15 protein-coding genes, 3 pseudogenes and 1 other annotated feature are annotated in these 22,247 nt (G+C 52.8%); of the genes and pseudogenes, 9 read left to right on the plus strand and 9 right to left on the minus strand.

Annotated features, from left to right (window positions below; all coding sequences use genetic code 11):
* Positions 1–79 precede the first annotated feature (79 nt).
* Entirely contained in the window at positions 80–1,297 is a 1,218-nt protein-coding gene (locus tag ACQ86O_RS25725) for an MFS transporter (RefSeq protein WP_431223419.1), read from the plus strand.
* 353 nt (positions 1,298–1,650) lie between these two features.
* Entirely contained in the window at positions 1,651–3,342 is a 1,692-nt protein-coding gene (ybaL, locus tag ACQ86O_RS25730) for a YbaL family putative K(+) efflux transporter (RefSeq protein WP_431223420.1), read from the plus strand.
* Between the two features lie 54 nt (positions 3,343–3,396).
* Here the strand turns inward: ybaL and ACQ86O_RS25735 are convergent, their stop codons facing one another.
* From ACQ86O_RS25735 to dnaX, 9 genes and pseudogenes are all read right to left on the minus strand, one after another.
* The gene (locus ACQ86O_RS25735; protein WP_431223421.1) at positions 3,397–4,701 is read right to left on the minus strand and encodes an inosine/guanosine kinase; all 1,305 of its coding nucleotides are present in this window, start codon (positions 4,699–4,701) and stop codon (positions 3,397–3,399) included.
* Positions 4,702–4,790: 89 nt separating this feature from the next.
* Positions 4,791–5,753 (minus strand): ferrochelatase, encoded by a 963-nt coding sequence (hemH, locus tag ACQ86O_RS25740; RefSeq protein ID WP_431223422.1) that lies wholly within the window; start codon positions 5,751–5,753, stop codon positions 4,791–4,793.
* A 261-nt stretch (positions 5,754–6,014) separates the two neighbouring features.
* On the minus strand, positions 6,015–7,163 hold the full coding sequence (locus ACQ86O_RS25745; RefSeq protein ID WP_431225830.1) for a glycerate kinase: 1,149 nt from the start codon (positions 7,161–7,163) through the stop codon (positions 6,015–6,017).
* A gap of 136 nt (positions 7,164–7,299) precedes the next feature.
* The gene (locus ACQ86O_RS25750) at positions 7,300–8,433 is read right to left on the minus strand and encodes a sugar diacid recognition domain-containing protein (protein ID WP_431223423.1); all 1,134 of its coding nucleotides are present in this window, start codon (positions 8,431–8,433) and stop codon (positions 7,300–7,302) included.
* Positions 8,434–8,669: 236 nt separating this feature from the next.
* A complete protein-coding gene (gene adk / locus ACQ86O_RS25755; RefSeq protein ID WP_431223424.1) occupies positions 8,670–9,314 on the minus strand; it encodes an adenylate kinase in 645 nt (214 codons plus the stop codon).
* A gap of 246 nt (positions 9,315–9,560) precedes the next feature.
* Positions 9,561–11,426, minus strand: coding sequence for a molecular chaperone HtpG (gene htpG, locus ACQ86O_RS25760; RefSeq protein ID WP_431223425.1), 1,866 nt, complete (start codon positions 11,424–11,426; stop codon positions 9,561–9,563).
* Between the two features lie 142 nt (positions 11,427–11,568).
* The gene (gene recR, locus ACQ86O_RS25765) at positions 11,569–12,174 is read right to left on the minus strand and encodes a recombination mediator RecR (protein WP_431223426.1); all 606 of its coding nucleotides are present in this window, start codon (positions 12,172–12,174) and stop codon (positions 11,569–11,571) included.
* On the minus strand, positions 12,174–12,503 hold the full coding sequence (locus ACQ86O_RS25770; protein ID WP_431223427.1) for a YbaB/EbfC family nucleoid-associated protein: 330 nt from the start codon (positions 12,501–12,503) through the stop codon (positions 12,174–12,176). The genes recR and ACQ86O_RS25770 overlap by 1 nt, the downstream gene beginning before the upstream one ends.
* Positions 12,504–12,543: 40 nt before the next feature.
* Positions 12,544–14,503, minus strand: a pseudogene (dnaX, locus tag ACQ86O_RS25775) (DNA polymerase III subunit gamma/tau).
* Positions 13,147–13,211: a sequence feature (DnaX frameshifting element), on the minus strand. Its footprint overlaps the pseudogene before it by 65 nt.
* 386 nt (positions 14,504–14,889) lie before the next feature.
* Here dnaX and ACQ86O_RS25780 point away from each other — a divergent pair.
* The 7 genes and pseudogenes from ACQ86O_RS25780 to gspF all read left to right on the plus strand — a co-directional run bounded on the left by ACQ86O_RS25780 (position 14,890) and on the right by gspF (position 22,246).
* A complete protein-coding gene (locus ACQ86O_RS25780; RefSeq protein ID WP_431223428.1) occupies positions 14,890–15,702 on the plus strand; it encodes a winged helix-turn-helix domain-containing protein in 813 nt (270 codons plus the stop codon).
* A 172-nt stretch (positions 15,703–15,874) separates the two neighbouring features.
* Positions 15,875–16,174: a hypothetical protein gene (locus ACQ86O_RS25785; RefSeq protein WP_431223429.1), complete on the plus strand. Its 300-nt coding sequence runs from the start codon at positions 15,875–15,877 to the stop codon at positions 16,172–16,174.
* A gap of 369 nt (positions 16,175–16,543) precedes the next feature.
* A complete protein-coding gene (locus tag ACQ86O_RS25790) occupies positions 16,544–17,017 on the plus strand; it encodes a winged helix-turn-helix domain-containing protein (RefSeq protein WP_431223430.1) in 474 nt (157 codons plus the stop codon).
* Between the two features lie 36 nt (positions 17,018–17,053).
* Positions 17,054–17,593: a type II secretion system protein N gene (locus tag ACQ86O_RS25795; RefSeq protein WP_431223431.1), complete on the plus strand. Its 540-nt coding sequence runs from the start codon at positions 17,054–17,056 to the stop codon at positions 17,591–17,593.
* 59 nt (positions 17,594–17,652) lie between these two features.
* Positions 17,653–19,566: a type II secretion system secretin GspD gene (gene gspD / locus ACQ86O_RS25800; protein WP_431223432.1), complete on the plus strand. Its 1,914-nt coding sequence runs from the start codon at positions 17,653–17,655 to the stop codon at positions 19,564–19,566.
* A pseudogene (gspE, locus tag ACQ86O_RS25805) lies at positions 19,563–21,040 on the plus strand (type II secretion system ATPase GspE). The gene gspD and the pseudogene gspE overlap by 4 nt, the downstream one beginning before the upstream one ends.
* Positions 21,033–22,246, plus strand: a pseudogene (gene gspF, locus ACQ86O_RS25810) (type II secretion system inner membrane protein GspF). Before gspE ends, gspF begins: the two co-directional pseudogenes overlap by 8 nt.
* The last annotated feature ends 1 nt before the right edge of the window (position 22,247 follow it).

The raw sequence follows: 22,247 nt of genomic DNA on the forward strand, positions 1-22,247 counted from the left end.
GCAACACCACTGTCGGGCGAAAGATGAACAGGTTAAGATGTCAGCTCTGTCCACCATAACTTACCAGGCTAATTATAATATGACTGACCGTAGTGAAACGGCCATGCCACCGGTAAAAAGCAGCGCAGTTAAGGGTACTGCTTTTTCAATTCTCGGTGCCATCAGCGTTTCTCACCTGCTCAACGATATGATCCAATCGCTGATCCTGGCGATTTACCCGATCCTGCGCGCCGATTTCAACCTCAGTTTTGTACAGATTGGGATGATCACCCTGACCTATCAGCTCACCGCATCGCTGCTACAGCCGCTGATTGGTTATTACACCGATAAACACCCGCAGCCCTATTCGCTGCCGATTGGCATGGGTTTCACTCTGTCAGGTTTGCTGTTGCTCTCCGTCGCCAATACCTTCCCGCTGGTCCTGCTGGCCGCTGCTTTGGTGGGTACCGGCTCTTCGGTATTCCACCCGGAGTCATCTCGCGTAGCGCGCATGGCCTCCGGTGGAAGGCACGGCCTGGCGCAATCGCTATTTCAGGTTGGCGGCAACTTCGGCAGTTCCCTCGGGCCGCTACTGGCTGCACTGATAATCGCGCCTTATGGCAAAGGCAATGTCGCCTGGTTCTCGCTGGCGGCGTTGTTGGCAATTGTGGTATTGCTGCAAGTCAGTAAATGGTATCAGCAACAACATCGGGCTGCCCAAGGCAAGCCAAAAGCGGCTTCATTAATCAAACCGCTGCCAAAACGTACCGTGGTGTTCTCATTAAGCATCCTGCTGATCCTGATTTTCTCCAAATATTTCTATTTGGCGAGCATTAGCAGCTATTACACCTTTTATCTGATGCATAGGTTCGGTGTTTCGATACAGAATGCTCAGATTCATCTGTTTGCTTTCCTGTTTGCGGTTGCGGCCGGGACCATCATTGGTGGGCCTTTAGGGGATAAATTCGGGCGGAAATATGTTATTTGGGGCTCTATTCTGGGAGCTGCGCCCTTTACCCTGGTTTTACCTTACGCATCTCTCTACTGGACCGGTGTTTTAACGGTGATAATCGGTGTTATCCTGGCTTCTGCGTTCTCGGCCATTCTGGTCTATGCGCAGGAGCTGATCCCAGGAAAAGTCGGTATGGTTTCCGGCCTATTCTTCGGTTTTGCCTTCGGAATGGGTGGATTAGGCGCGGCAGTTCTTGGTTATGTAGCCGATTTGACCAGCATCGAACTGGTTTACCAAATCTGTGCATTCCTGCCACTCATCGGAATTATCACGGCATTACTGCCAAATATGGACCATAAGCAGTAGTAACCCTTATCTGAACCCGGTTTAGCACAACAGCCAAACCGGGTTATCTGCTCTTTAAATTGAGACTATTTGACTTATCAGGTTCTAATTCCCCTATTTGCCCACCATAAAGTGGAATAGTCTGCTTTTATACAAAAAAGGCCAAATTAGCTAAGCAATGGTCGAACAAATGCAATAAACTAAATGTATCTTTTAGTAACATTTGTGAGCACAATTTTACCCGGATAATTGGCGTTGCAGCCAGGCAACAAAGATGTTCATCCTCTGGCACTTACCAAGGTAAGTGACTGGGGTGAGCAACCGCAGATAACAACGCTGCAACGTCAGGTAAGAAGGGTATAGAAGGAGCCTGGATGCATAATTCAACACCATTGATCACCACTATCGTCGGAGGGTTAGTACTCGCCTTCCTCTTCGGTATGCTGGCGAATCGCCTGCGCATCTCACCACTGGTGGGGTATCTTGCCGCAGGGGTACTCGCCGGCCCGTTTACTCCAGGCTTTGTCGCCGACACCTCTTTGGCGCCAGAGCTGGCGGAAATTGGCGTGATCCTCCTGATGTTCGGTGTTGGCCTTCACTTCTCTCTTAAAGATCTCCTCGCAGTAAAATCAATCGCTATCCCAGGTGCCGTCGCCCAAATCGCCGTGGCTACCCTGCTGGGGATGGGGTTGTCCAAACTGATGGGCTGGGATTTGGTTACCGGCCTGGTATTTGGCCTGTGTCTGTCCACCGCCAGTACCGTAGTACTGCTACGCGCGCTGGAAGAACGACAGTTGATCGACAGCCAACGCGGGCAAATTGCCATTGGCTGGCTGATTGTTGAAGATTTGGCCATGGTGTTGGCGCTGGTGCTGCTGCCTGCGTTCAGCAATATGCTCAGCAGTGATAACAACAGCATCACGCATCTGTTAACCGAGCTGGCCATTACCATTGGTAAAGTGATCGCCTTTATGGCCTTGATGATCGTTGTCGGCCGCCGGGTGGTGCCGTGGATCCTGTCAAAAACCGCCAGCACGGGTTCACGTGAGCTGTTTACGCTGGCGGTGCTGGCATTGGCGCTGGGTATTGCCTACGGCGCGGTAGGCCTGTTTGACGTCTCATTTGCACTCGGGGCGTTCTTTGCCGGGATGGTCTTGAACGAATCAGAACTGAGCCATCGTGCAGCTCACGACACGCTACCGCTGCGCGATGCCTTTGCGGTGCTGTTCTTTGTTTCAGTCGGGATGCTGTTCGATCCGATGATCCTGCTGCACGAACCGTTGGCCGTCCTGGCAACTCTGGCGATCATCCTGTTTGGTAAGTCAGCTGCGGCCTTCCTGCTGGTGAAAATGTTCGGCCACTCCAAGCGTACCGCGCTGACGATCTCCGCCAGTCTGGCGCAGATCGGTGAGTTCGCCTTTATCCTCGCCGGGTTGGGGGTGACGTTAGGCATGATGGATCAGAACAGCCGCAATCTGGTGCTGGCCGGGGCGATCCTGTCCATTATGCTCAACCCGTTGCTGTTTACCTTGTTGGAGCGCTATCTGGCAAGAACCGAAACCATCGAAGACCAGATCCTGGAAGAGGCGGTAGAGGAAGAAAAGCAGATCCCGGTAGATATGTGCAACCATGCTCTGGTGGTCGGCTACGGCCGCGTAGGCAGCCTGCTGGGGGCAAAACTGGCCGAAGCGGGTATCCCGCTGGTGGTGGTAGAAAACTCCCGTACCCGGGTAGAGGCACTGCGTGAACAGGGTATCAAAACGGTGCTCGGCAACGCCGCCAATCCAGAAATCATGGAACTGGCCCGTATCGACTGTGCGCGCTGGCTGCTGCTGACTATTCCCAATGGTTATGAAGCCGGTGAGATTGTAGCCTCGGCCAGGACCAAGCGGCCAAGTCTCGAGATCATCGCCCGCGCTCATTACGATGACGAAGTTTCGTATATTTCCGATCGGGGTGCCGATCAAGTGGTGATGGGGGAACGTGAAATAGCCAACAGCATGCTCAGTATCCTCAAGTTGGATACGCTGTCGGAAGAAGAGAAACTGGGCGCTTGCCCGATCTGACCCACTAAGCTGCAGGAGCGCGACAAGAGCGCTCCTGCGACTTCTCATCCTTTTTTATCTCTCCCAGTACGACTCTTCTAAACTGTCTTCCCGCTCTGGCAGCCCGCGCGTCAAACGAGGTGAATGCTGGTTAAGCACCTGGTAGCTGACACGGTTGGCATATTTGCATACCTGCGCCAAAGACGAATAGGTCAGGTAACTGCGTACATGCTTGCTGGAGTTCGGCACGTTGTTACGGTGATAACCGTTGGCAGCGATATCATGCAGTAAGGCTGACAATGCGCCGTCACCCGCACCGTTGGTATTCATGATTTTTTCCGGGCCGCCCATATAGGGGGCGATGTGCGAATAGACCCGCAGCGGGTTTTCACAGCTTTCATGGCGCATCGCACGGCTGAACTCATAACGGTTAAACTCGGCGATATGGCCCGGCAGCAGCGGATGCTGAGTTTCGCGTTTGTTGGCGTCTTCGGTAAACCCAGCCATATACAAGCCGTTCTGCCCAGCGGTACACAACACCAGATCCACCCAATCCAGCGCCATATCTGAAGCCATCAAAGGATCGCTCAGGCCGGTCAGTTCCAACGCCTCGTCTTCATTCATAGCCAGAATTGAAACGTGTGCCTTGAGAAAATCACGCCACCACTGTGGGTTATCGGCAATCACATATTTGGTGCCCAGCGTCAGCACTACCGGTACGTCATGCTTATTGGCAAACGCTATCGCCTGCATGGTTGCCGCTGGCATCGGTTCGCCCTCTTTGCAGCGCACCAGATAAGAGGTCAGCACCAGGGCCGAAGCACCGGCGATCACCTCTTCTGGGATACTTTCAGGGCGTAACTGATTCATCTGGCCTGGGCTGATGGCAAAGGTACGTTCGCCACTCTCGTTAATCAGCGTAAAGCAGCGGCCAATGGCCCCATCCACCGCTTGCAGGTAGTTGAGATCGGTACGGCTGGAGGTGTTACACAGATAGCGGTAGGCATAGCTGCCAATTTTGATGTTGCTGCACATTACGCCCAGCAGAATCGAGCGATCGTCTGCCAGCACCGAATAGTTGTGCAGGGTGTTGCCGATGGTGCCACCAGCAAATTGATGAGTGATCAGGTTGGAGGTAACCAGTTCCTGATACAGCGCCTCGGCAACCTCGTCTTCAATCACCAGCGAGTGGCCCAGGCTCAGGCCGTAGCGTTCGACAAACCCATCATCCACTTTAGCTTCGATATCCACCAGCGTCTGATCGATACCCACGACGTAGGAGGTGCTGATTTCACTTTCAGGCTGTGCCTGCTGCAATAAAGGATCGCGGGCATTGACCGGAAAATAGTGTTTGGATTTACGTTTACCTGGAAATTTCATGTCATTGGCGGCAGTGGCTGTGAACAGGCGGGAATGTTAGCACATTCCTGCCCGATTGATTCCGCCCTGTCAGCGAAAAATCTGTGGCTTCACAGCCGCTGCGCCACCAGTTGCTGCATCATATCGATATGGGCAGTGTCATCGTTAAGCGCTGGGATGTATTCAAACTTCTCGCCACCGGCATGCAGGAATATCTCCCGATTTTGCTCTTTGATCTCTTCCAGAGTTTCCAGGCAATCCGCCGAGAACCCTGGGCAAATCAGTTGGATATGCTTGACACCCTGGGCTGGCAGGCTTTTCAGCGTTTCATCGGTATAGGGGGTCAGCCAAGGTTCCCGACCAAAGCGCGATTGGTAAGTCATCATCACCCGATCGGGAGCCAGCGGCAGTGTGGCTGCCAGGGCGCGATAGGTATCTTCACAACGTTGCGGGTAGTCATCTCCCAGACGCGCATAGCGTTTGGGAATACCGTGGAAGGACATCAGCAGACGATCCGGCTGGCCGTGCTGCGCGAAAGCGCGTTCAACGCTTTGTTGCAAGGCGCCAATATAGGCCGGGTGCTCGGCATAATCACGGATAAAGCCGATCGACGGCAGGCGACGGTAGCCTTTCAAAATCCGGGCAACGCCATCCCAAACGGCGGCGCTGGTAGAGCAGGAATATTGCGGATACAGCGGTAACACCACCAGATTGGTCACCCCTTGTGCCAGCAGGTTATCAATCGCCTGCTCCAGGCTCGGTGATCCATAGCTCATGCCAAGCTCAACCGGGGTATTGGGCATCCGAGCCGCCAGTTCCTGCTGTTGGCGACGGCTATAAACCAGCAGCGGCGAACCCTCATCCATCCAGACCGACTGATACAACTTGGCGACGCGCGGTGAACGGATCGGCAGAATGATGCCGTTCAGGATTGGCCACCAGATCAGCGGCGAAGTATCCACTACACGGTTATCACTGAGGAATTCTTTCAGATAGCGTCTTACCGCCTTCGGGGTGGGGGCATCAGGTGTGCCCAGATTCACCAGCAATACCCCGTGCTTCTCTTGCTTCATCTCAGTTCCCTTTTCCTGGCCGGTAAATACTCTGGCATTAACCGCCCTTAATGGCTTAATACTTGTCAGGTAACGGCGCTTCTCTCTTTGGGCGAGGGCCTAAGTGAGGGGGTTTTGGCAATATTTGCTCTTTATTCTCTCTCCGAAGGAGAGAGAACCGGTTAGCCTGAACCGCCAGCCGTTACCTTTTAATAGCGCCTATTGTAGCGGAAAAGTTGTTGGTCGGAACCGATATCAATGACAGGTATTTCCGGTAAAGGGTTATTTCTGCGCCTGCTGCCAGACCGCAGCCACATTACGCGCGGTCACTTCCAGATTATGGGCCGCATCGGCCAATGCTTCCGGCAGCGTAACGATACGATCGATGACCGAGAAAGCCGCGTCGATACCGTGCTGATGAACTATCTGGTAATCCCTGGCCAGGCTACCGGCAATCGCGATAACCGGCAGTTGATGCCGTTTGGCTACCCACGCCACGCCGATTGGCGTTTTGCCGTGGATCGACTGGCTATCGAGCCGCCCTTCTCCAGTGATAACCAAGTCCGCATCCCGCATCGCCTCTTCCAGATGCAGCGTTTCAATTACAATCTCAATGCCTGGCCGCAATTCGGCATCCAGAAAACCGATCAAGGCCGCCCCCATTCCACCCGCAGCACCCGCGCCAGGGCGGTGTAACACCGCACGACCGGTGGTCTGCTCCAACAAGGAGCCGTAATGATGCAGGGCCAGATCCAATTCCTGCACCATTTCCTGGGTGGCGCCTTTCTGCGGGCCAAAGATCGCCGAAGCGCCCTGCTCACCGCACAACGGGTTGTCTACGTCACAGGCTACCGTTATCTTCACCTGTTGCAACCGGGGATCCAATTGGCTGAGATCGATATGTGCCAACTGTGCCAAGGCCGCGCCACCGGGCTTCAGCTCCTGATGATGCTTGTCGAGCAGTTTTGCCCCCAATGCCTGCATCATGCCAGCCCCGCCATCATTGGTGGCGCTACCGCCAATGCCTAAAATGATCGCAGTCACACCGCTCTCCAGCGCCGCCAGGATCAGTTCACCAGTGCCAAAGCTGGTGGTGACCCGAGGATCGCGTTCATCACACGCCACCAGATGCAGCCCAGAGGCAGCGGCCATTTCGATCACCGCGGTTTCCCCTTCCCCCAGCAGGCCATAAAATGCCGCAGTGGTTTTACCTGCGGGCCCGCTCACCTGAACATCAATGATTTTACCACCGGTAGCGGCCACCATGGCATCGACGGTGCCTTCGCCGCCGTCTGCCATTGGCAGCTTGACGAAGTGTGCCTCCGGGTAGATTTGCCGGAACCCGCGCTCGATGGCTTGCGCAACCTCCAGAGCACTCAGGCTCTCTTTAAATGAATCGGGGGCAATTACCACTTTTTTCAGTGTGTTCATCATCAGCGCCTTAATCCTCAGGGATGCTGCAAGCATCGGTTACTGAGCACCTTACCTGTCTACCGCCGCGTATTCTTTAGCTTTACCCACAAATAATTCGGCTTAAATTAAGGATATTTTTGTGCATTAACACAATTCAGTCATGCATCAGCATACCGATATACAACTGTAAAATGTCCGCTAATTGATTGATCTTAAGACCGGTGTTTTTTTCAACGCTTTGCAGGCGGTAACGCAACGTGTTGACGTGAATATGCAAATGCGCGGCCGTCTGGGTGTGATCGCCATTATGATGAAAATACTGGCGCAGCGTATTGCGCAACACCCCTTTATCATCCTGGACGCTGAGGTGACGCCAAGGGCGGGAAAGCTCCTGCGCACGCCAGTCTTCCCCCAAGTCACAAAGCAGCGAAGGCAGCGGATAATCATCATAAAATAGCTGATGGTGTCGCAATTTGAGGCGTCGAGCCATGGTTTGTGCCGCTCGGGCGGTCAGAATAGAACGGTATACCCCGTCTTCACCGGTAAAAAATCCCCCAACGATCATGCGCAGGTTAAACCGCTTCTGAAGTTCATGCTGCAGATGCTGCGCCTGCTTGCGCTCCTGCTGCAAATCCCATACGCCCTGTTTCAGGCAGGCTGGGCGCAGCAGCACCAGCTCATTAAAGCTGGTCATGGTGATCAACGCTTCGCGCTGGGTGCTCTCTAATTCTGCCAGTAATCCTCTGAGCAATTGTGGTTGCGGTTCATGCAACTCTACAATCCAGACAATACGCGGCTGTTGCAGATCCAGCCCCAGATAGGCTGCCATTTCCTCCCGCGAACCCGGCTCGCTGTGCGCTTGCAGCAACTGGTTGGCCAACTCTTCCCGGTAGCGCCTTTCCCACTGGTTCTGATCGAGCATGGCCGCCTGTTCCACCATCAGCTCCGCCGCCATTTTCACCAGTTCGGCATAAGCTCGGACTTGCTCCGGATCGCCGGAAATACCGATCGCACCCACCTGTTGATGACGAAAGCTGAACGGCAGGTTAATACCAGGCTGAACGCCTTTCAGATTGCGGGCAGTAGCCACATCAATTTCTACCACCCGGTTCTCGGCCAAGGCCAATACTGCGCCCTCATGGCGCTGATAAAGGCGTGAGGCGTTGCCAGAAGCAATGATGACGCCGTTGCTGTCCATCACATTGACCGAGTGGTGAATAATGCTCATCGCACGCTGTACGATCTGGCGCGCGGTTGCCTCTTCCAGAAAATTTATCTGCCTGATCATGCACTGCTTCCTATCGGCTGAAGTAAGGCCATCTGCAACAAGGATCCATAGTGCGAGTATAATATACCCGTCATCTTTCAAGCTGCAGCGTTGTTACCTGCAATTGCTGCGCCGTGCAGGGAAGTCCCCATGCCGTGAGCGCGAGGATGCGCCTGAGTGAGCAACTCGAAATCCATAGGGTATAAGCAAAAAAACGCCGAGCAGCAAGCTCAGCGTTTTTTCAGCAATAAGACCGATTAGCCCAGAATGTCAGCCAGTTCAGCGCTCACTTCCGCGACTTTGCGGGTACCGTTGATCTTGTGGTATTCCGTGTTGCCTGCATCCGCTTCCTGGCGATAGTAAGCTACCAGCGGTGCGGTCAGCTGGTGGTATTCCACCAGGCGCTTGCGCACGGTCTCTTCCTGATCGTCTTTGCGGGTGGTCAGCTCTTCGCCAGTGGCGTCGTCTTTACCTTCCACCTTCGGCGGATTGAATTTAATGTGGTACACGCGTCCAGATGGCGCATGCACACGGCGGCCAACGATGCGATCGATGATCAGTTCATCCGGCACGTCGAATTCCAGCACGTAATCCACGTTGATACCGGCTTCTTTCATCGCGTCAGCCTGTGGAATGGTACGCGGGAAACCGTCCAGCAGGAAACCGTTACGGCAGTCTTCCTGGGTGATGCGCTCTTTAACCAGCGCAATGACCAGCTCATCAGTAACCAGCTTGCCGGCGTCCATGATTTCTTTTGCCTGCTTGCCCAGTTCAGTACCGGCCTTCACGGCTGCGCGCAACATATCACCCGTAGAGATTTGCGGAATACCGTATTTCTCCATGATAAATTGAGCCTGAGTACCTTTACCTGCGCCCGGAGCGCCCAGCAGAATGATACGCATTGCGTAAATCCCCTTGCTATGTATTTCCCTTCAACCTTCAAGCCGCAGCCTGGAGTCAATCGGGTTTGAGTTTTTATAGAATTGCGAAAACACTCAACCTTACCATTTCTGGGGGGATGGCTCAAGGTCACAGGAGGAAATCGATTGCGGATATAGCAGGCTGAAGCGAGACAAGTAAAAAGAAATTTCGGCGTATAAATAAGAAATAAGCCCCTTACCACAGGGTTAGGGGCTTGAAATGGGGGATTAAGCAGACAACAGTTTATTCATGCGGCGGATAAACTGGTTTGGATCTTCCAGCGTACCGCGTTCCGCCAGCAGAGCCTGATCCAGCAGTAGATCGACCCATTCGGCAAATTGTTCGTTATCGCCCACATCCGATGCGCGTTTGACCAGCGTATGTTCCGGGTTCAGCTCGAAAATATACTTCACTTCCGGTGCCGGTTGCCCTGCAGCGGCAAACAATTTTGCCATCTGGGTGCTCATTTCATCCGCTTCGGTGGTAACGATGGCTGGCGTATCGGTCAGGCGATGCGTCAGACGCACATCTTTCACCCGCTCACCCAACAGCGTTTTGACCCGCTCGATAAACGGCTCCAACTGCTTCTCGGCTTCTTTCTGCTCTTCGGTTTCATCGGCCAGTTTATCCAGCGCTTCGTCCGCTTTACTGACCGACTGGAACACTTTACCGTCGAACTCGGTCAGGTAGCTCATCATCCATTCGTCAATGCGATCGGAAAGCAGCAGCACTTCGATGCCTTTCTTGCGGAACAGCTCCAGGTGCGGGCTGCTCTTGGCTGCGGCATAGCTGTCGGCGGTGATGTAATAAATCTTCTCCTGGCCTTCGGTCATGCGGCCAACGTACTCTTCCAGCGAAACGGTTTGCGCCGAGCTGTCATTGTGCGTTGAGGCAAAGCGCAGCAGTTTGGCGATGGCTTCTTTATTGCCACCGTCTTCCGCTGGCCCTTCTTTCAGCACCAGACCGAACTGCTGCCAGAACTTCTGGTAGCTTTCCGCGTCGTCTTTCGCCAGTTTGTCCAACATTTGCAGAACGCGCTTGGTCAGTGCGCCGCGCAGGCTCTGAGTCACACGGCTGTCTTGCAGGATTTCACGGGAAACGTTCAGTGGCAGGTCGTTGGAATCTATCAGGCCACGGACAAAGCGCAGATAGTTCGGCATGAACTGCTCGGCGTCGTCCATGATAAACACGCGCTGAACGTACAGCTTCAGGCCGTGCTTGTGATCGCGATTCCACATATCCCACGGAGCCTGCGCCGGGATATACAGCAGGCTGGTGTATTCCTGCTTACCTTCAACCCGGTTGTGGCTCCAGCTCAGTGGAGCGGTGAAGTCATGCGCAATATGCTTATAGAACTCTTGGTATTCTTCATCGGTCACGTCTGATTTATTGCGGGTCCACAAAGCCTGCGCCTTGTTGATCTTCTCCCAACTGACGGTGCCGTCTTCTTCATTCTTGGTTTCGATTTCTACCGGCAAAGCGATGTGATCGGAGTATTTGCCAATCACGGAACGCAGGCGCCAGCCATCAAGGTATTCATCTTCGCCTTCGCGCAGATGCAGGGTAATTTCGGTACCGCGTTCGGCTTTGCTGATATCAGCGATAGTGTAATCACCCTCACCAGCAGACTCCCAGAACACGCCTTCATCTGCCGCAGCACCGGCAGCGCGGGTACGGACGGTGACTTTATCCGCCACGATAAACGCCGAGTAGAAGCCCACGCCGAACTGACCAATCAGTTGGCTGTCTTTGGCCTGATCCGAACCGATGGATTCGAGGAAGGATTTGGTACCCGACTTGGCAATTGTCCCCAGGTTTTCAATCACTTCTTCACGATTCATACCGATGCCGTTATCGGCAATGGTCAGGGTACGCTGGTCTTTGTCAAAAGAGAGACGCACGCGCAGTTCGCCATCGCCTTCATACAGTTCCGGCTTGGAAAGCGCACGGAAACGCAGCTTGTCGGCAGCATCGGAAGCGTTGGAAATCAGTTCACGCAGGAAGATTTCTTTATTGGAGTACAGCGAATGAATCATCAGGTGAAGCAGTTGCTTTACTTCAGACTGGAACCCACGGGTTTCTTGACCTTTCATACTCATTGATAACCTCAAAGACAGTTATGACCAAATCTGACAATGAGGAATAAGTGGGGTTAACCTTGAGGCTTTTCAAGCGGCTGGCGGGGAATTTTTTATAAAATGACAGCGGGGCAGAGAGCGGCCCCGAGGAGATAGTTCAGAACTTGATCGCGTGACGCCCGGCCAGGGAGTGTGACAGCGTGGTGCCATCAACCATCTCCAATTCGCCGCCCACCGGCACCCCGTGCGCAATACGGCTGGCCAGTACGCCATACTGGCCGCACATTTCAGCAATATAGTTAGCCGTGGCATCCCCTTCCACCGTCGGGTTGGTGGCCAGGATCACTTCGGTGAGAGTTTCCTTCTCCAGCCGTTGCTCCAGCCGATCCAGGCCAATATCGCCTGGGCCGATACCGTCCAGCGGCGAAAGATGCCCCATCAGCACAAAGTAGCGCCCGGCAAACTGGCCGGTCTGCTCAATGGCGTGGATATCCGCCGGGCTCTCCACCACGCAGATCTGGCCGTTTTGATGGCGGCGCGGATTATTGCAGATGGTGCAGACATCCTGCTCGGTGAAGGTGCGGCAATCGGCACAATGGCCGATTTCCGACATGGCACGGGTCAACGCCTGCGCCAAACGCATGCCCCCGCTGCGATCGCGCTGCAGCAGTTGGAATGCCATGCGCTGCGCCGACTTCGGGCCAACGCCCGGCAGGCAGCGCAGTGCCTCCATCAATGATTCAAGGAGCGGGCTGGTTTGCATCAGAATGGCATCTTAAAGCCTGGTGGCAACTGCATACCGCTGGAAACAGACGCCATCTTCTCTTTTTGGGTTTCTTCGATGCGGCGTGCGGCATCATTAAACGCAGCCGCGATCAAGTCTTCCAGCATCTCTTTGTCGTCTTCCAACAGGCTTGGGTCGATCTCGACACGACGGCAGTTATGCGCGCCGTTGATGGTCACTTTAACCAGGCCAGCGCCGGATTCGCCAGTGACTTCCAATTTGGCAATTTCTTCCTGCATCTGCTGCATTTTTTCCTGCATTTGCTGGGCTTGCTTCATCAGGTTACCCATACCGCCTTTACCAAACATAGTCGTCTCTCATAACATTGGCCGCGCACGGTGCGCCGCATTAAACAGGGCGAATACTCTCTTCATCCAGATCTGCATCGAAGAATCGGCGCAACGTCTGAATATTGGTATCCGCAACGATGGACTGGCGAGCCTGCGCCAGTTTTTCTTCATAAATGGCTTGCCGCCACTCCAGCGGAGTCCGCTCCGCCGGATTATCGTCTTCCACCACGCTAAGTTCAACCGCGCAACCTTCTAACTCACTGAGTGCTTCGGCAAGCTGTTTCTGTGCCGAAGGTGAATTCAGGTGACGCTGTGAAGACCGCAGGTGGAGACAAATGCTTCCCGGGGCCAGCTGTTGTTTGAAGGCATTCAATGCCAGTTGCTGGACCAGTTTCGGTATTTTCAGCCGTTCGATTTCCGCCGCCCAAGGATCGCGCTCAATGGATTCGGCCACCAGTTTAGCTGACAGCTCAGGCGTTTTTTCATGCTCAAGGGCCGTGCGCAGCGCTTTCGGTGTTGCCAGCGGCTCCGGCTCGGCTTCAGGTTCGGTGAGTGCACGCCAGCGGTAGGCTTCCGGCTTGGCCGGTTTTTCTGCCACCTGTATTTCAGCCTGGCGCTTCTGGCTGCGCTCGGTCACGGAAGCTAACCGCTCCAGTGCCGAGTTTGCCGGCCGCGCTAATCCAGGCGCCGCCGGCTCATTCTTTTTTGTTGAGGATGCCCCTTGCTGCCGCAGCAACTGGGTACGCGCTTTCAATAATTGCGCAGTGGCATCCGGTAAATTTGTTGTCTGGGTATTCGGTGGTGGAGCCGCCTGCCCTATCGGGGGGGGCATCCGGAAAGTGCGACGGCGGCGCGCTGGCCACATTGCCCTGCGATGGCGCAGCCTGAACCGGGGCCACCTGCATCATGGTAACCGGCTCTGGGATCACCGCTTTCGGGTGAAACGCCAGCGCACGCAGCAGGGTCATTTCAACCCCCATACGGCGATCCGGCGCAAAGGCCAGCTCTTTGCGGCCAATCAGCAACGTTTGGTAATAAAGCTGCACGTCCGTTGGCGGTAAGGTACGCGCCAGTTCCCGCAAGCGCTGTTCAATCATGGCGTACTGGTTATCCAGCCCCGATGGCAGCAGTTGCACCATGGCAATGCGATGCAGCAACGCCAGCGTTTCCACCAGCAGGCTTTCCCAATCCACACCGCGTGAAGCGGCCTGGGCAACCTGAGCCATCACTTTTTCACCGTCGGCACTCACCAGCGCTTCCAGAATTGCCAACGGCTGCTCATCGTCCAGCGCCCCGAGCATCTGGCTCACCGTGTCGGTGGTCACCTGCCCTTGCCCCATGGCAATCGCCTGGTCGGTCAGGCTGAGGGCATCTCGCATACTGCCATCGGCAGCACGTGCCAACAGTTGCAATGCCCGGGCGTCGCTGGTGATGTGCTCTGCCTGGAGCACGGTTTCCAACTGCGTACGGATCTGGTCAACGTCCATCGCCTTAAGATGGAACTGCAGGCAACGGGACAGAATAGTCACCGGCAATTTCTGCGGATCGGTGGTCGCCAGCAGGAATTTAACGTGCGATGGAGGTTCTTCCAGCGTTTTCAGCAACGCATTGAAGCTGTGGCGCGAGAGCATGTGGACTTCGTCGATCAGGTAGACCTTGAAACGGCCACGCGCCGGGGCGTATTGCACGTTATCCAGCAGATCGCGGGTATCTTCCACTTTGGTTCTGGATGCGGCGTCAATTTCGATCAGGTCGACAAAGCGCCCTTGCTCAATCTCGCGGCAGTTATCGCATTGGCCGCACGGCGTTGCGGTGATGCCCGTTTCACAGTTCAGGCCTTTGGCCAGCAAACGTGCGATGGTGGTTTTACCTACGCCACGGGTGCCTGAGAACAGATAGGCGTGATGGATCCGCCCAAGTTTTAGGCCATTAGCCAGCGCCGTCAGGACATGTTCCTGTCCGACAACATCTGCAAACGTTTGAGGGCGCCACTTACGGGCTAGAACCTGATAGCTCATTAAGACTTCATCATTGATTTATAATAAATAATTTGGACCCGGATAGTACATCACATCATCAGGGACTTTGCCATGCGGGCAGCCTGATCGGTTCCAGGGTGAACCATCTTCCTGCATTAGTGTAACAGTACGTCCGCCGTCATTCCTATTACTTTGCATCTTGCTCCACAGGCGCACGTTCTGTGCCAAGGCATGATATGGGGACACATAGCGAAGATTAAAGGAAAACCACCATCCCGGTAGAATGTATACCTGCTTTTTATGCTTTAAGACATTTGCGCTGTGGTCGGATGAGCCAGAAAGTGTAGCTATGTTATTATTCGTCGCGAAATAACAATTATTGTTGTCAAGAACAGCAGATTGAGAATGACATGAACCCGTTTTAGATGTCTTTATTGTTCTTAGGTAACCTAATGATTTACTTGATTAACAGCGTCGTTTCCTTTAACCCGGAAAACGGCAGTCTGAAGAACGTTGTCAATAACCGAGAAGTGTTTTTATCTAGCCTCAATGCCCGAATTCTTCATCAACTGATCAACGCTGGCCCTGATTGCCTGAGACGAGAAGAGCTACTGCAACAAGCCTGGCAACAACATGGTCTCACCCCGGCACCTGCAACGTTAAATCAATACATCAGTGTAACCCGCAGAACTTTAGTCTCTATTGGCCTCCAGGAACGCCTTATTATTACCGTTGCCAAAACCGGCTATCGTCTTAACAACAGTATCAATATCGAAACGGTAAAAGTGCCCATTCTTTCTTCCGAAGCCCCTATTCCAGACAGTTCCCCAACGCTCCCCGACAACAGCAAGCCATTAACCCCCTCACTCATCTATAACATCCTGACGATCACTCTGCTGATCATCGCCGGTCTGTTATGCTTTTTGATCAGTAAGCGCTACCTGGAACTGAATAGATCACAAAGTGTAATTTATGCAGGAAAAATAAAAGGCTGCCCGATCTATTTCATCAAAAAATTGCGGGAAAAGGATCAGGAGAGCTACCTCAGGTTCTTAGCCACGACACCTTTGCTTGAAAAGGGGTGTTTAAGAGATGAAGTGATATTGGCCCATGCCAACCGTCGGCTGAATATGTCAGAAGGTATCGGCCATCAGTTTATGGCCAAATGCTCTATCGATACGCAGGGAAATTACTATCACTGCGAGAACGAGTACAATACGTTATGGCAATCAAAATGAAAAAACCGCTGCTCCTGCTAGCCCTGTTTTGTTTTTTTCCGCCTTGTATTACTTCTATCTGATTCACATTGACGATCCATTATCCGGGATCCATTGTGAATCCTCATTACGCCTGAGCCACACGGTGATAAACACCGACGGTTCTCGAGAAGGGATTGTCATGGATGGAGCAATGAATTTTGCTTTCACCGGGAATAAACAGGGCGTATTGATTATCGGTGGCGTTATTTTCAACAACACCAGGCATTACAATTTCAAGAAAACGTTAAGTTTCAACTATACCCGGAAACCCATTTTCTATCAGTTCTCTTTTCAACCCTCTAAAAGCCAGAATGAAGAAGACGTTCCCGCATGGCTTATCAATATTCTGCTTTCCAAGATTGGTAACTATATCGAAATTAGCAAGTTAGATGACAAGAACCTGATGTTGGGCAATATGTTCTCGCCTATGCAGGTCTGTAACATCACTTAATAACCACCAAGGTAAACTCAGTAAAACATAAGCTGCAAAAAATAAACATGCTGATACTTCCCACAACTGCGCTTCTCTAAAAACCTCTTATGCAAATCTGCGCTTAACCCACAGATAATTTTTCATCGCAACAAAACTATTTTGTAAAGATGCTAATAAATCTTTTAAATTTATTAAACAACCCTTAGTTTTCATGAAAACTGATTATAACAATTAATGTAATACTTTGTTTTTTATGGTTATTTTTTTATACCCCAAAAGTTGAACTATAACGCCAGAAAGGTTTGACTTCACCTATGGCATATGTTTTCTTATAGCCATTGATGACAACCATCAAATTAAACTTAATTATTAACAGTGAGTATTATAATGTTACTGACTGAAAATGAATCAATACTTGAGAATGAAAGCATTCTTTTCGATGCGGCTAATAACACTATCACGTTCAAAAAAGTTGAGATTGTCATTGCTCTGACTGAACTTCAGAGCAGATTGATTTTCCTGTTGCTGACAGGGGTGACAAAGAAAAGAGATATCATCAAGTTGGTCTGGAAGGATAACCACATCTCAATAACCGATAACAACTATCATCAATTGATTTATCAATGCAGAGCATTATTTAATCGTCATGGCATTCCTCCTAACGTACTCAAAACCATACCTCGTCACGGTGCGAAGTTTAATTACTCGGCCTTAGATAATGATGAACGCTCCACTGAGGCATTAGCTGAAAAGACAATAAAGCAATCCAAAGCATTATCATTAATAAAAAGTAAGCAGACTCACTGGATGTTGCTATTGCTGGTGATTGGAACTTTCACTATTTTCGAAATCATGAGTTGATTTCTTCAAAATTATAATAACCATCAAGGTTAATGGATGACCTCTTCAATATTATCTATGTATAGGACGTTGTCCGGACTTGCTGGACAGAGAACTGATATTTCAGCCTGTGGCGCTATTTTTATCCTGTTCCTGGGGTTGGTTGGTTTTCTCTGGACAGGGTGGCAGGCCTTCACCTCACAGGCAATTAATGGAGAAAACATTTCGGTTCAGCAGGCCAGAGCTCCCGCCCCCTTTCCTGATATGGCCTTGGAAAAGACGTTGTCCGGGCTCTATGGTTCAGTGGCTCGCCCCACCGCAACAGATATCAGCACACGCTTTTATATTCAGGGAACTATTGCAGATGACAGCCTTTTATTGGCCGCGCCGCGCGCCAAAGTAAGAGATAACCTGGTGGGAGTCTTGATGAGCAGCAACCCAGAAAAAAACATGGCCATTATAGAAAGCGCCGGTAAGCAGGCCAGCTACGGATTGAACGATCGTATCGCGGGGAAATTTACTATTCTGAAAATATTCCAGGATCGCGTAGTGATTAATGAAAACGGATTTTATGCCACTCTGGTTTTGCAGGAGTAACCCAATAACTATCTCAGCCCAATATTTAACCTTGTTTCAATTTTAGAATGGATGCAGGCATGCGCTGGTTTATTGCTTTATTTTTTATCTTGTTAGTTTCATTATTTCCTGCCAGAGCAGAAACTTTTTCCGCCAATTTCAAGGGAACGGACATCCATGAGTTTATCAACACCGTCAGCAAAAACCTGGGGAAAACCATTATTCTTGATGATTCGGTGAAAGGTAAAGTCACCGTTCGCAGCTATGAACAATTAAACGCCAAAGAATATTACCAGTTCTTCCTCAATGTGCTGGATGTCTACGGCTATGCCGTGATCGGTATGCCGAATAATGTGTTGAAGGTGATCCCAGCCAAAGAAGGGAAAAGAGCCGCGCTGACTCAACTGGGTACCCCTGCGCAAGGTGATGAGTTGGTGATGCGCATAGTTCCTTTGCGCAATACCGCCGCCAAAGATATTGCCCCTCTGCTTCGCCAGCTTAATGACAGCATCGGGGTTGGCAACGTTGCCTACTATGAGAGCGGTAATGCGTTGTTGATCACAGGCCGTGCCGACGTGGTTAATGGTCTGATTGAGCTGGCCCGGGAAATGGATCGTAACGATCAGGCCGCCGTAGAATCGATTCCCTTGGAACATGCCTCCGCCACGGAAATTGTGCGTATTGTCAGCACGTTATTACGCGATGAAACCAAACAGAAAAGCGGGGCGGTAGCCAACACCCAACTGGTTGCCGACGAGCGTACCAACACGGTTTTGGTGTCGGGTGACAGCGGCATGCAGGAATATCTGCGTGGCTTGATCGAGCAGTTGGATCAAGAAAAAGCCACTCAGGGCAATACCAAAGTGATCCGACTGAAATATGCCAAAGCCTCAAGCCTGGTCGAAGTACTGACCGGCGTCAGCGCTAATTTACAAAACGAAAAACAATCTTCTGCCGCCAGTGCCACCGTGTCGGTAATCAAAAACGTGGTGATCAAGGCCGACGAGCAGACCAATGCCCTGATTATCAACGCGGCTCCTGACGTCATGCGCGACCTGGAAGGGGTTATCGAGCAGTTGGATGTTCGCCGGGCGCAGGTGCTGGTTGAGGCGGTGATCGTAGAAATGCAGGATGCCGACGGCCTGAATTTTGGCATTCAGTGGGCCAACAAATATGCGGGCGGCACGCAGTTCGCTAACGCTCAGGCGCAAATCGCCCCCGGTTTCAACGGCGGTATGAGTGAAGTGTTTAAAAACGCCAACGGCCTGGTAACCGGATTTTACAGTGGCAATTGGGCGGGGTTACTGACAGCTATCAGCAGCACCAACCAGAATAATATTCTGGCTACCCCCAGCATTGTCACGCTGGATAATGAAGATGCCGAATTCAGCGTCGGCCAGGATGTGCCGATCCTCACCGGCTCTCAGACCACCAACAGCGATAATGTTTTCAATACCGTTTCGCGTAAAACGGTGGGCATCAAACTCAAGGTCAAACCGCAGATTAACAAAGGCCAGTCTGTCTTGCTGCAAATTGAACAGGAAGTCTCCAGCGTGGCGGAAAACAGCTCGGTGGATAAAGACAACCTGGGTGCCACCTTCAATATTCGCACCGTCAATAACGCGGTGCTGGTGGAAAGCGGTGAAACCGTGGTGGTCGGCGGTCTGTTGGACAAGTCACAGTCTGACGGCGAGAGTGCCGTCCCCTACCTGAGCCGCATTCCGGTATTGGGCGCCCTATTCCGCTCCACCAGCCATAAAGACAACAAACGTAATCTGATCCTGTTTATCCGCCCGACGATTATCCGTTCTGCCGACGGCTATAGCCTGGAAAGCGCCCGTAAGGCACAGCATTTCCATGAGGCATCGGACGAAGACCAGCCGTTGAAAGAGGACGTTAAAGATAAGCTAAACAGCGTCCGCTCCCCCAACAGAGCGGCCTTCCAACAGGCAAAACAGCAAATCTCGGCCTTCTACGGGCTGCAGCAACCATGAGTGCCCCGCATATCCCGTTCAACTGGGCACGCCAGCATCGGATTGTCCTGTCTCAGGAGCAGGAGGACCTGACATTATGGTGCCAACATGGCGTCAACCCGTTGGTGTTGGCAGAACTTGCCCGCCTGCTGCCCGCCACCAGCCGCCTGATCCCGCTGGATGCCGCAGCGTTCGAACACAAGTTGTTGCAAAAGTACCAGCAGCAGAGTGGTGATGCACAAAAGATGATGGAAAACCTGGGCAGCGAGCTGGATTTCTACGCCCTGGCAGAAGAGTTACCAGAACAGCAGGATTTACTGGATGAACAAGATGACGCGCCGATTATCCGCCTGATCAACGCCATGCTGAGTGAGGCGATTAAGGAGCGCGCCTCTGACATCCATATCGAAACCTATGAAAGTGAGCTGGTTATTCGTTTTCGTGTGGACGGCGTGTTGAAAAAATCCTCACGCCGCAGCGCCAGTTGGCCGCACTGCTGGTATCGCGCATCAAGGTGATGTCAAAGCTGGATATTGCCGAAAAGCGTGTGCCGCAGGATGGACGTATCACGTTGAAGATTGCTGGGAGAGCTATTGATGTTCGGGTTTCGGTGCTCCCGGCCAGCCATGGTGAACGCGTAGTGATGCGGCTACTGGACAAAGGGAGCGTCAGCCTCGACTTGCCCCAACTCGGCATGGATCAGAATGAACAGGCTGCTCTGCTGCGCCTTATCCATCTACCGCATGGCATTATTCTGGTCACCGGCCCGACCGGTTCCGGCAAGAGCACCACGCTCTATTCATTGCTCAATCAGATCAATGATGACGACCGCAACATCATGACCATTGAAGATCCCGTGGAATTTGAACTCAGCGGTATCTCGCAGACGCAGGTCAACCCCAAGGTCGATATGACCTTTGCCCGCGGGTTACGCGCGCTGTTACGTCAAGATCCCGATGTGGTACTGATCGGGGAGATAAGGGACAACGAAACCGCCCAGATAGCCGTCCAGGCGTCGCTCACCGGCCATCTGGTGCTGTCTACGCTGCATACCAATACCGCCATCGGCGCTATCACCCGCCTGCGTGATATGGGGATCGAACCCTTCTTGCTCGCCAGCTCCCTGAGCGGCGTTCTGGCACAGCGCCTGCTGCGCAAACTCTGCCGCCACTGCCGGATGCCCTATGCCCTCAGCCACGAACAATGCTCGTTACTGCAACTGCCCCCGCAGGACGAACCGGTGGCCTGGCGCCCCGAGGGCTGTGAGCATTGCCACGGGCAAGGCTACCGTGGCCGGCTTGCCATTCATGAGTTACTGCTGGTCAATGAAGCCGTGCGCAAAGCGATTCATCAGGGCGATAGCGAATTGAACATTGAACTCCTGGCGGGCAAACAGCGCAAATCCCTGCGCCAGGACGGCATCCGCAAAATGCTGGCGGGTGAAACCAGCCTGGAAGAGGTTCTTCGCGCCACAGGGGAAGAGAACGATGCCTAAATTTAGCTACCGTGTCTGCGACAGCGCAGGGAAGATCGGTAAAGGCACGCTGGAAACCGAATCCCTGCGGCGCGCCCGCCAGCAGCTACGGGAAAAAAGCTTACGGTGCTGCACATCGCACCTGCCAGGCAAAGTTTGCTGGCACGCCTGCAGGCCAATAAGAAACGGCTCCGCCTCAGCAGCAGCGACCTGGCCTTATTGACTCGCCAGTTAGCCACCCTGATCGCCGCCGCCCTACCGCTGGAAGAAGCGCTACTGGCGGTGGCACAGCAATCGGAAAAGAAAACCGTCGCTACCTTGCTCGGGCAAATCCGCAATCGCGTATTGGAAGGATTCCCTCTTGCGCAAACGTTAGGCCAGTTTCCAGCGGTGTTTGACCGCCTGTTCTGCGCGATGGTGGCTGCTGGCGAAGCCACAGGTCAGTTGCCACTGATCCTTACGCAGTTGGCAGACCACGTCGAGCAACGGCAAAAAATCAAAAACAAAATGACCCAGGCCATGACCTACCCGGTGGTCTTGACGCTGGTAGCCATTGGCGTCGTGAGTCTGCTGCTGACTGCCGTCGTGCCCAAAGTCGTTGAGCAGTTTATTCATATGAAGCAGGCATTGCCGGTGACAACGCGCCTCCTGATTGCCTGTAGCGACTTTTTACGGCAATGGGGGCCAGCTCTGTTGCTGATGGCCGTTATCGCCTTACTGGCAGGCAGGCAACTGCTGAAAAAGCCGCATCTGCGGCTTGCCTGGCACAAACACCTGCTTCAACTGCCGGTACTGGGGCCGCTGTTTCTCAATCTGAATACGGCGCGCTATGCCCATACGCTCAGTATTTTGAACGCCAGCGCGGTGCCGTTGATCGATGGCATGAAAATCAGCGCTTCGGTGCTGGCCAATGACTATGCGCGTAGCCAACTTCTTAACGCCATGGCGCGGGTGCGGGAAGGGGAATCACTGTATCAGACGCTGGAAAAAAGCGCCCTGTTCTCACCGATGATGCGCCATATGATCGCCTCCGGTGAACGCAGTGGTGAACTGGATACCATGCTAAAACGCGCCGCCGATATGCAACAGGAGGCGCTCAACCAGCGGATCACCCTGGCACTGAGCCTGTTTGAGCCTTTACTCGTGGTGAGCATGGCCAGCATCGTGCTCTTTATCATCCTGGCAATTCTGCAACCCATCCTTCAACTCAACAACATGATTGGTTAAC

The sequence above is a fragment of the Serratia sp. L9 genome, assembly GCF_050632285.1.
Lineage (GTDB): Bacteria > Pseudomonadota > Gammaproteobacteria > Enterobacterales > Enterobacteriaceae > Chania.

Bases quoted from the DNA above. Each gene is read 5' to 3' on its own strand.
- ACQ86O_RS25725 (WP_431223419.1), top strand. From the start codon at position 80: ATGACTGACCGTAGTGAAACGGCCATGCCACCGGTAAAAAGCAGCGCA.
- ybaL (WP_431223420.1), top strand. From the start codon at position 1,651: ATGCATAATTCAACACCATTGATCACCACTATCGTCGGAGGGTTAGTA.
- ACQ86O_RS25735 (WP_431223421.1), bottom strand. From the start codon at position 4,701: ATGAAATTTCCAGGTAAACGTAAATCCAAACACTATTTTCCGGTCAAT.
- hemH (WP_431223422.1), bottom strand. From the start codon at position 5,753: ATGAAGCAAGAGAAGCACGGGGTATTGCTGGTGAATCTGGGCACACCT.
- ACQ86O_RS25745 (WP_431225830.1), bottom strand. From the start codon at position 7,163: ATGAACACACTGAAAAAAGTGGTAATTGCCCCCGATTCATTTAAAGAG.
- ACQ86O_RS25750 (WP_431223423.1), bottom strand. From the start codon at position 8,433: ATGATCAGGCAGATAAATTTTCTGGAAGAGGCAACCGCGCGCCAGATC.
- adk (WP_431223424.1), bottom strand. From the start codon at position 9,314: ATGCGTATCATTCTGCTGGGCGCTCCGGGCGCAGGTAAAGGTACTCAG.
- htpG (WP_431223425.1), bottom strand. From the start codon at position 11,426: ATGAAAGGTCAAGAAACCCGTGGGTTCCAGTCTGAAGTAAAGCAACTG.
- recR (WP_431223426.1), bottom strand. From the start codon at position 12,174: ATGCAAACCAGCCCGCTCCTTGAATCATTGATGGAGGCACTGCGCTGC.
- ACQ86O_RS25770 (WP_431223427.1), bottom strand. From the start codon at position 12,503: ATGTTTGGTAAAGGCGGTATGGGTAACCTGATGAAGCAAGCCCAGCAA.
- ACQ86O_RS25780 (WP_431223428.1), top strand. From the start codon at position 14,890: ATGTCTTTATTGTTCTTAGGTAACCTAATGATTTACTTGATTAACAGC.
- ACQ86O_RS25785 (WP_431223429.1), top strand. From the start codon at position 15,875: ATGAATTTTGCTTTCACCGGGAATAAACAGGGCGTATTGATTATCGGT.
- ACQ86O_RS25790 (WP_431223430.1), top strand. From the start codon at position 16,544: ATGTTACTGACTGAAAATGAATCAATACTTGAGAATGAAAGCATTCTT.
- ACQ86O_RS25795 (WP_431223431.1), top strand. From the start codon at position 17,054: ATGACCTCTTCAATATTATCTATGTATAGGACGTTGTCCGGACTTGCT.
- gspD (WP_431223432.1), top strand. From the start codon at position 17,653: ATGCGCTGGTTTATTGCTTTATTTTTTATCTTGTTAGTTTCATTATTT.